This is a genomic window from Pirellulales bacterium, assembly GCA_035656635.1.
In the GTDB taxonomy this organism is placed as follows: domain Bacteria; phylum Planctomycetota; class Planctomycetia; order Pirellulales; family JADZDJ01; genus DATJYL01.
In genome coordinates this window covers 1-8,094 of record DASRSD010000116.1, presented here as the reverse complement: position 1 = coordinate 8,094, position 8,094 = coordinate 1, and the positions used below count along the sequence as shown (strand labels likewise).

The window sequence follows — 8,094 nt, the reverse complement described above, 5'->3', positions numbered from 1 at the left end:
TCAAAACTGGACTTCCTTCAAGGGTGGCTGGGGTCGAGTGCCGCCGAGCCCCCAGTGAATAGGCTGCTGGGGGCTCCCTTCGGTCGACCCCAGCCACCCGATTCCTAGTTTTGAAACAGCCTGTTAGGAATTCAGCAGGGCAAGAAGTCGGCAAGAAATTACGGCAGCTAAGTTAATGTTCCTGAACTAACTTCTTTCTTGCTTTCTTGGCTACCTGATTAGCTGCCTTCTCTGTGTCTCTGTGCCTCCGTGGTGAGAATTGCCTTATTGCCGCGCTGGATTAAAGCACGCATAGCGGACGTCCCGCTCGCCGGGAAATAACGGCGGCACTTCTTTCGGGCAGCGGTCGATGATGTTCGGGCAGCGCGGATGGAAGGCGCAGCCCGTGGGCAAGTGAATTAAATCAGGCGGTTGGCCACGGATGGGCGTGAGCGCTTCCTGGGTAGCATCGAGCCGGGGAATCGATTGCAGCAGGCCCAGCGTGTACGGATGCCGGGGCCGGGCGAATAAATCGTCCACCGGGGCTTCTTCGACAAAGCGGCCGGCATACATCACGTTCACACGGCGGCAAATGTTGGCCACCACGCCCAGATCGTGCGTGATGAGAATGATGGCGGTCCCTTCGGCTCGCTGCAATTCTTTCATCAATTCCAAAATTTGGGCCTGAATGGTTACGTCCAGGGCCGTGGTTGGCTCGTCGGCAATTAGCAGGGCGGGCTTACAGGCCAGGGCCATGGCAATCATCACGCGCTGCCGCATACCGCCGGAAAATTGATGCGGGTAATCGTGAATTCGCCGGGCCGGCGCGGGAATGCCCACCCGCTCCAACATAGAAATGGCATGCTTCAGCGCTTGTTCGTGCGTGTGCCGCAAGTGCAATTGCGTGACTTCGGTTAACTGCTGCGCAATGGTGAGAAATGGATTGAGAGAAGTCATTGGGTCTTGAAAGATCATGGCGATGCGATTGCCGCGGATACTCGCCAATTTCCGCTGCGGCATGGCCAGCAAATTTTGCCCTTCGAAGATGGCCTGGCCGCTGGTAATTTTTCCCGGCGGCTGCGGCACGAGGCCCAAAATGGCCAAACTGGAAACGCTTTTTCCTGAGCCGCTTTCGCCGACAATGCCCAAGGTTTCGCCGGGCTCAATCGCCAGAGAAATACCGTCGACGGCGCGCACGATGCCTTCGTCGGTGCGAAACTCGACGCCGAGATTTTCGATTTCCAGAAGGGACATTTTGACGACCTTTTAGCCGCGACGGGCCAGCGGAGCGCGCGCCGTCATTTATTTTTCAATCGTGGATCCAGCGCGTCGCGCAAGCCATCGCCCAAAAAGTTCAACGAAAACAACGTCAGTCCCAGGGCCAAGCTGGGAAACACAAACAGCCACCAATAAATTTTCAGCGGGGAAATCACACGGAAGCCCTGGTTCGCCAACAGCCCCCAGGAAACCGCCGGCGCTTGCACTCCCAAGCCCAAAAACGACAAAAACGCTTCGAACAACATCACCTGCGGAATCGTAAGCGTCAGGTACACAATTACAATGCTAAACACGTTGGGAACCAAGTGACGGAAAATGATGCGCCACCGCCCGGCGCCGATGGTGCGGGCCGCTTCCACAAATTGCTCGTGCTTCAGTGAAATTACCTGCCCACGCACTACCCGGGCCATCGTCAGCCAGTAAATGGCCCCCACGACAACAAAAAAAATCGTAATACGATCGATGCCATGTACTTCTAACCAATCCTTGACCGTCATGCCGCCAAGCCAAGCTACCTTCGTCGAATCTTCACCGAGAATCGTCACCAAAAAAATCACCAAAAAAATAAACGGGATGGAATACAGCACGTCGACCAGCCGCATCATGATGTTATCGATGCTGCCGCCAAAATATCCGGCGATCGCGCCGTACGAAACGCCAATCACCAAAGATACCAACGTGGCAACTAAGCCCACGATCAGCGAAACACGTGCGCCCCAAAACAAGCGGGCCAGAAGATCGCGGCCGAGTTCATCCCGACCCAAGAGGCTGTTGAGCGACCATTTGCCGAATAGCTGCACCCGCAATTTCACCAACGCCCGGTTGAAGCCATTGATGTCGCCGAATTGCTTGTTGATCCAATCCGCGGCGGCGGCAGCTTCGGCGCTGCCGGATTTGTCGACTTTAATTGTTTCGACGAACAGTGGCCTGGCCATCGGCGATGAAAAGCTAATGCTGGTATCGACGGCATACGGCGATTGCAGCGGCAATATGGGCGTAAGAAACGCCAACAGCGAAATGACAATCAGAAACACCAGCGATACCACCGCCACCGGATTCCGCCGCAACCGCCGCCAGGCATCCCGCGCCAGCGAAACGCCGTGAATTTGCTCCGCTTCCTTCAGCAGCGCGGCGTAGCGTTCAAGTTCGGCGGATTGTGTCATCTTGCTAACCTATTTACGTCTCTAATTTACCACGGAGACACGGAGGCACAGAGACAGAAAGCAGGATTCGATATGCAGGAATTCAGCATGTGCGATGTTCTTATCCAAAATCTTACAACTCATCATTCCCCTCTCCGTGTCTCTGTGTCTCCGTGGTTCATTAATAGACAACAGTTCAATTTAATTTCACGCGCGGATCAAGCGCGGTGTAAGCGATGTCTACAATCGTGTTCATCACGTACAGCAGCACGGTGTACAGCATCACCAGGCCCATGGCCACGGTGTAATCGCGCTGCGTGGCCGATTGCACAAAGTGGTAGCCCAAGCCCGGAATGGCAAATACATATTCGATAACAACCGAGCCGGTCAGAATGCCCGCCACGGCTGGCCCCAGGAACGAAACGACCGGCAGCATGGCGCCTTTCATGGCGTGCCGCAGCACCACGGCGCGCGTCATCAGACCTTTGGCATAGGCGGTGCGAATGTAATCCTGATGCAGCACATCCAGCATGCCGGTGCGCACCAGCCGAGCAATTTCCGCGGCGAAGGTGGCTCCCAAGCACACGGCCGGCAACACCAAGTGCAGAGGCGAGCCCCAGCCTCCGGCCGGAAACACGGGCCAAATGAAAACGAGCAAAATGATCAGCAGCCCAGCAATCACAAAATTCGGGACGGCAATACCGATGGTGGCCAGCGACATCAGCGAAAAATCGAGTACTCCGCCGCGCCGCACGGCGGAAATAATGCCGGCAGTTAATCCCAGCGCTAAAGCAAACCCCAGCGCCAACACGCCCAAGGTCGCGGAAACCGGAAATCCGGCGGCAATCACTTCCTTCACGGAAAAATCGCCCATCTTAAAGCTCAACCCAAAATCACCGTGCAAGTATTTTTCCAATTCGATGAGATATTGCTTCCATACCGGCAGATCGAGATTGTAGCGGGCTTCAATCGCTTCCTTGATGCCAATGGGCGGTTGCCGCTCGCTGCTGAACGGGCCGCCGGGCACAGAGTGCATCAAAAAAAACGTGACCGTAAACACCAACCACAGGGTGCCGGCCATCCACAGCAGGCGGCGGAGCAAAAACCAAATCACCCGCGGCCTCCCTGCTCCAAGAACTTCTTCTTTTCATTCGGGTCAATCCAAATTGGATCGAGCGGATGCAGATCGAGCAAATTCGGATAAAAGCCGTGCACGTAGGGGCGAACCATGTTCCGCGACACGCGATAATAAATCGGGATGATCGGCAGATCGTCCATCAGAATCACTTCTGCCTCGTGCAAATATTTCATCCGCTGGGCTGGGTCATGCTCCGTCTTGGCCGACGTAATCAGCTCGTCGTATTTTTTGTTCGACCAGCCGGTTTGGTTGTTGCCGCCGTCGGTCACGAACATGTCGAGGAACGTGTTGGGGTCTAAATAATCGCCAATCCAACCGCCGCGGCAAACATCATATTGCAAGTTGGCGGAGGCCGACAGCCAGGAATTCCACTCCATGTTTTGCAAGCCCACGTCAATTCCCAGGTTTTCCTTCCACTGGGCCTGCATCACTTCCACAATGTTTTGATTCAGCTCATCGGTGTTGTACAAAATTTCGATTTTGCGAAAGCCCTTGCCGCCGGGGTAACCCGCCTCGGCTAATAGTCGACGCGCTTTCTCCGGATTGTATTCCGGGCATTCGAACGATTCGTATCCAGGCAAGCCGGGGGGCACCAACGTGCGGGCCACCACTTCGCCGCCGCGAATCACGCCTTCGGTAATTTGCTTTTTATTGACGGCCATGGCCAGCGCTTGGCGGACCAGTTTGTTATCCAGCGGCGGCCGCGTGCAGTTGATGCGGTAAAAATCGCAAGTGTATTCCGGCGTGTGCAAAAAATCGGTCCGCTTTTGGGCCAGAATGTCCGGCACGGCGGTCGTGGGAACCAGCGGAATCCAATCGACCTGGCCACTCAAATACATATTGAAGGCCGTGGCCGAAGATTCAATGGGCAGCGAATCGATGATGTTGCACTTCACATTTGCCGCATTCCAGTACAACGGATTTTTCACCATTCGCAGCCGAGAACGCACGACCCGGCTTTCCAGCTTGAAGGGCCCATTGGTCACGGCGTGTTCCGGCTTGGTCCAGCCTGGGTAGCCGTACGTTTCCACGCAGCGCGGATTAGTGGGAAACAAAGGATAAAAGCCGACCAATTGCAAATAGTACGGGGCCGGCGCTTTGAGATGCACTTGCAGCGTCCGGTCGTCCAGCGCCTTGACACCCACTTCGCTAAAATCGAGCAGCACTTCTTTACTGGGTTCCGCTTCAGGGATTTTAGCAGCCGACTTTACCCAACTCGGCGGCGACCATTTTGCCCGATCGCGCTCCGTCACGTTTTGGAATGCGCGCTGCTTGCCGTCAATCTCGATAACATACACCGGCTCCGGCTTTTTTTCCGACTCTTTCTTTGCTGCTCCCTGCGTCGATTGATCGTCGCGGGAAGCTTTCGCCCCCTCGGGCTCCGGCGGCTGGATGATTTCAACCAGCTTGCCGTGCAACACAATTCCGCGCGCAAACGGCAGGGCATCTTTCGGCCGCTCGTGCAGCTCGATTTCCACTTTGTCGCCGGGTCCAAACTGCTTGTTGGTGTACCGCTCCCCATTTTCCAAATACCAATGCTGATAGGTGTACTCGGTGGCATGCAGCGGATCGAGCATGTGCCGCCACTGCCAGGCAAAATCGCCCGCCACCACCGGCGAGCCATCGGTCCATTTGGCGTTGTCGCGGAAATGGAAGGTGTACGTCATGAGGTCGGGCGAAACATCCCAACTCCTAGCCACGCCAGGAATCGGATGCAAATCTTTAGGGTCCAAGTTTGTCAGTCCCTCGAATAGGCCGACAATCACTCGCCCTTCGGGCTGCCCCAGCGCTAATGACGGGTCGATGGAACGAATTTCCGTATTGTTGACGAATGTGAAATCTGCCGGCGGTTCCGATTTGCCCGCCAGCGCCCAGGCCGTAGCCGCTGCCAGCAGCAAAATTAGCGACACCGCAAACCAGCTTCGTCCGCGAAACTTCATCAGCGTTGCTTTCGTTTTAGACAGTGGCTTTTTTGAGAAGTGGCCCACCGAGCGACCGGCCAGTCGCTTTATTTCTACGCTGTTTAGGGGTTGTTGGTCCACGGGTCATGCCCGGAGGGTGGCCGGGGTCGAGGCCGCCGAGCCCCCGGAAAATTGAAGCACTGTGGGCTCACTTCGTTCGACCACAGCCACCCTAAGTGCAATTCGGCGTTAACAGCCCGACTGTGCCGGTCGGGCACTTACTGACCGCTCGTCAGTTGATCGCTGATCAGTTTTTTCACCAGCAGGCCCGCTTCATCGTACGCCTTTGTCCCTTCGAACCGATGCTCTGTCCCGTCTCGGTCGTAAACGAACACGGCGGGAATCGACGGCAAATTCATTTTTTTCAGCAGCGTGTCAGACGGTTCGGCACCCAGCACGTTTTCGAAGCTGGCGTGATGGCTGCTAAGAAATTCCCTAACGCCACGCTCTACATCTTCCGGCTTGCCTATTCCTTCGAAATCAAAACTTAGCGAAATGCACGCCAGTTGGTCCGGATTGTACTTCTGGCTCAGTGCGACCAATTTGGGAAATTCCTCGACACATGGCGGACAAGCGGTACTCCAGCAATCCATTACGACTACCTGGCCGCGATGGCTGGCGATCAGTTTTTGAATGCCGTCGTAATCGAGAATTTGCAGACTGATTAACTGTCTCATACCACGGGCTGCATGATTCGCAGCGCGGTTTCCGCAACCCGAGATACCGCTGGCCAGCAGCGCCACCGCCGCCGCGATCAGATATAATCCAGCGCACAATTTCATGTCCGCAGTGTACAGCATCGTAATGGGAAATGTCGAATGTGGAATGGGGAATGAGGAGGTCGGAAGCCGAAAGCTAGAAGTTTGAATCTCCGCTTGTTAACGCGCGCGGCTCAGTTTTTCATCCCCATCACCCGCTCATTCCCCATTCCGAATTTCCCACTCCGCCCCATGTCCTTCACCCAAGAGCGCCACAAGCCGCCGTCGCCGCTGGATCGCCCGCGAGAATTGATCATCGCCTGTGCTCCGCTGCGCAGCAACGTGAATTTGTCGCACATCATTCGCCTGGCCGGTTGTGCTGGCCTGCCGCGAGTAATTGGCTGTGGCCACGCCAAGCTGATCGAAAAAATCGCCCGCGATGGGGCCGACACCGTGCAATTGGAAATCCGCCGCACGTTGCCGCCGGTGCTGAAGCAACTGAAAAGCGACGGCTTTCAATTGGTCGGCCTGGAGCAAACCACGGGCGCGGAAAGCCTGACCGATTTTCAATTCCAGCGCCGCACGGCTTTGGTCGTGGGGAATGAACGTGCCGGGTTGAGCGAGGAAGAATTGGCCGCCGTCGATCGGGCAGTGGAAATTCCCGTGTACGGATTGCCCTACGCTTACAACGTCCACACGGCCGTGGCGATGGCGGTGTACGAATACTGCCGCCAATTCCCGCGCGGTTAGGCGCGTCACGTAGCCGCGTTTCTCCGCTCACGTAGAGCAGTCTCTCCGAGACTGCTAGGAGCCCTCCGAAAGCTTTGAACATCCACCAAAACCGAGTCTCGGAGAGACTCGGCTACGTGGGAGAGACTCGGCTACGTGTAGCGGCTGTGGTATCATCCTCGTCCATGCGTGATTTTCAGTTTTTTGATCCGCGGCAAGATGTGGCAGTTGCCTATGGAAACCTGCCGCACTGGGCGCAAGCGGGCACGCTGGTGTTCATCACCTGGCGAACGGCCGATTCGCTGCCCGCACCCGTTCTGGCCCGAATTGCCCAGGAAAAAGCCAAACTATTGGAATCGTTTGGGCTGGATACGGCTGAGAATTATAAAGCGCAACTGGCGAAATTGCCGGTCCACGAGCGCGCCCAAGTGCAATGGGCCATGTTCGAAACTTGGGATCGGCAACTGGATGCCGGCGCCGGGCGTTGTGTGCTCAAGCAGCCCGAGCTATCGCAAATTGTGGCGGACAGCCTGCTCCATTTTGACGGCGATCGATATTTGCTGACCGACTTCGTCGTGATGCCCAACCACGTTCACCTATTGGTTGCCCTGGCCACGGAAGAAGCGTTGTGGGAACAATGCACATCGTGGAAGCGGTTTAGTGGTCGGCAAATCAATCAAAAATTGGGACAAACCGGCGCGTTCTGGCAGGTCGAGCAATTCGACCATCTGGTGCGCAATCCGGAACAGTTTGAGCACTACCGTCGCTACATCGCCGCCAATCCCCCGAAAGCCCATTTGCCCGAGGGAGCTTATCGTTGGTTCTCGAAGGATTTGCGATCCGCGTAAGCGCTTCACGTAGAGCAGTCTCTCGGTTCACGTAGAGCAGTCTCTCCGAGACTGCCACCGAGTCTCGGAGAGACTCGGCTACGTGGCGCTTCACGTAGCCGCGTTTCTCCGAAACGCGACCGCGAGTCTCGGAGAGACTCGCCTACGGCTATAATGCAGGCATGCGAAAGATCGCGGCTTTCTTTACAGGCTGTTTCAAAACTAGGAATCGGGTGGCTGGGGTCGACCGAAGGGAGCCCCCAGCAGCCTATTCACTGGGGGCTCGGCGGCACTCGACCCCAGCCACCCTTGAAGGAAGTCCAGTTTTGAAACAGCCTCTTA

7 protein-coding genes are annotated in these 8,094 nt (G+C 56.2%); 2 read left to right on the top strand and 5 right to left on the bottom strand.

The window, feature by feature from the left end:
• Nucleotides 1-264 precede the first annotated feature (264 nt).
• The 5 genes from VFE46_10895 to VFE46_10875 all read right to left on the bottom strand — a co-directional run bounded on the left by VFE46_10895 (nucleotide 265) and on the right by VFE46_10875 (nucleotide 6,298).
• Complete coding sequence (locus VFE46_10895) at nucleotides 265-1,233, bottom strand: ABC transporter ATP-binding protein (GenBank protein ID HZZ28498.1); 969 nt, start codon at nucleotides 1,231-1,233, stop codon at nucleotides 265-267.
• Nucleotides 1,234-1,277: 44 nt separating this feature from the next.
• Nucleotides 1,278-2,420, bottom strand: a complete 1,143-nt coding sequence (locus VFE46_10890; protein HZZ28497.1) for an ABC transporter permease — start codon at nucleotides 2,418-2,420, stop codon at nucleotides 1,278-1,280.
• 175 nt (nucleotides 2,421-2,595) lie between these two features.
• Nucleotides 2,596-3,513: an ABC transporter permease gene (locus VFE46_10885; protein HZZ28496.1), complete on the bottom strand. Its 918-nt coding sequence runs from the start codon at nucleotides 3,511-3,513 to the stop codon at nucleotides 2,596-2,598.
• Nucleotides 3,510-5,477, bottom strand: a complete 1,968-nt coding sequence (locus tag VFE46_10880; protein ID HZZ28495.1) for a peptide ABC transporter substrate-binding protein — start codon at nucleotides 5,475-5,477, stop codon at nucleotides 3,510-3,512. Before VFE46_10880 ends, VFE46_10885 begins: the two co-directional genes overlap by 4 nt.
• 239 nt (nucleotides 5,478-5,716) lie before the next feature.
• The gene (locus VFE46_10875; GenBank protein HZZ28494.1) at nucleotides 5,717-6,298 is read right to left on the bottom strand and encodes a TlpA disulfide reductase family protein; all 582 of its coding nucleotides are present in this window, start codon (nucleotides 6,296-6,298) and stop codon (nucleotides 5,717-5,719) included.
• Between the two features lie 150 nt (nucleotides 6,299-6,448).
• Here VFE46_10875 and VFE46_10870 point away from each other — a divergent pair, with 150 nt between their 5' ends.
• A complete protein-coding gene (locus VFE46_10870; protein ID HZZ28493.1) occupies nucleotides 6,449-6,946 on the top strand; it encodes a TrmH family RNA methyltransferase in 498 nt (165 codons plus the stop codon).
• Nucleotides 6,947-7,110: 164 nt separating this feature from the next.
• Nucleotides 7,111-7,773: a transposase gene (locus VFE46_10865; protein HZZ28492.1), complete on the top strand. Its 663-nt coding sequence runs from the start codon at nucleotides 7,111-7,113 to the stop codon at nucleotides 7,771-7,773.
• Nucleotides 7,774-8,094: the final 321 nt, after the last annotated feature.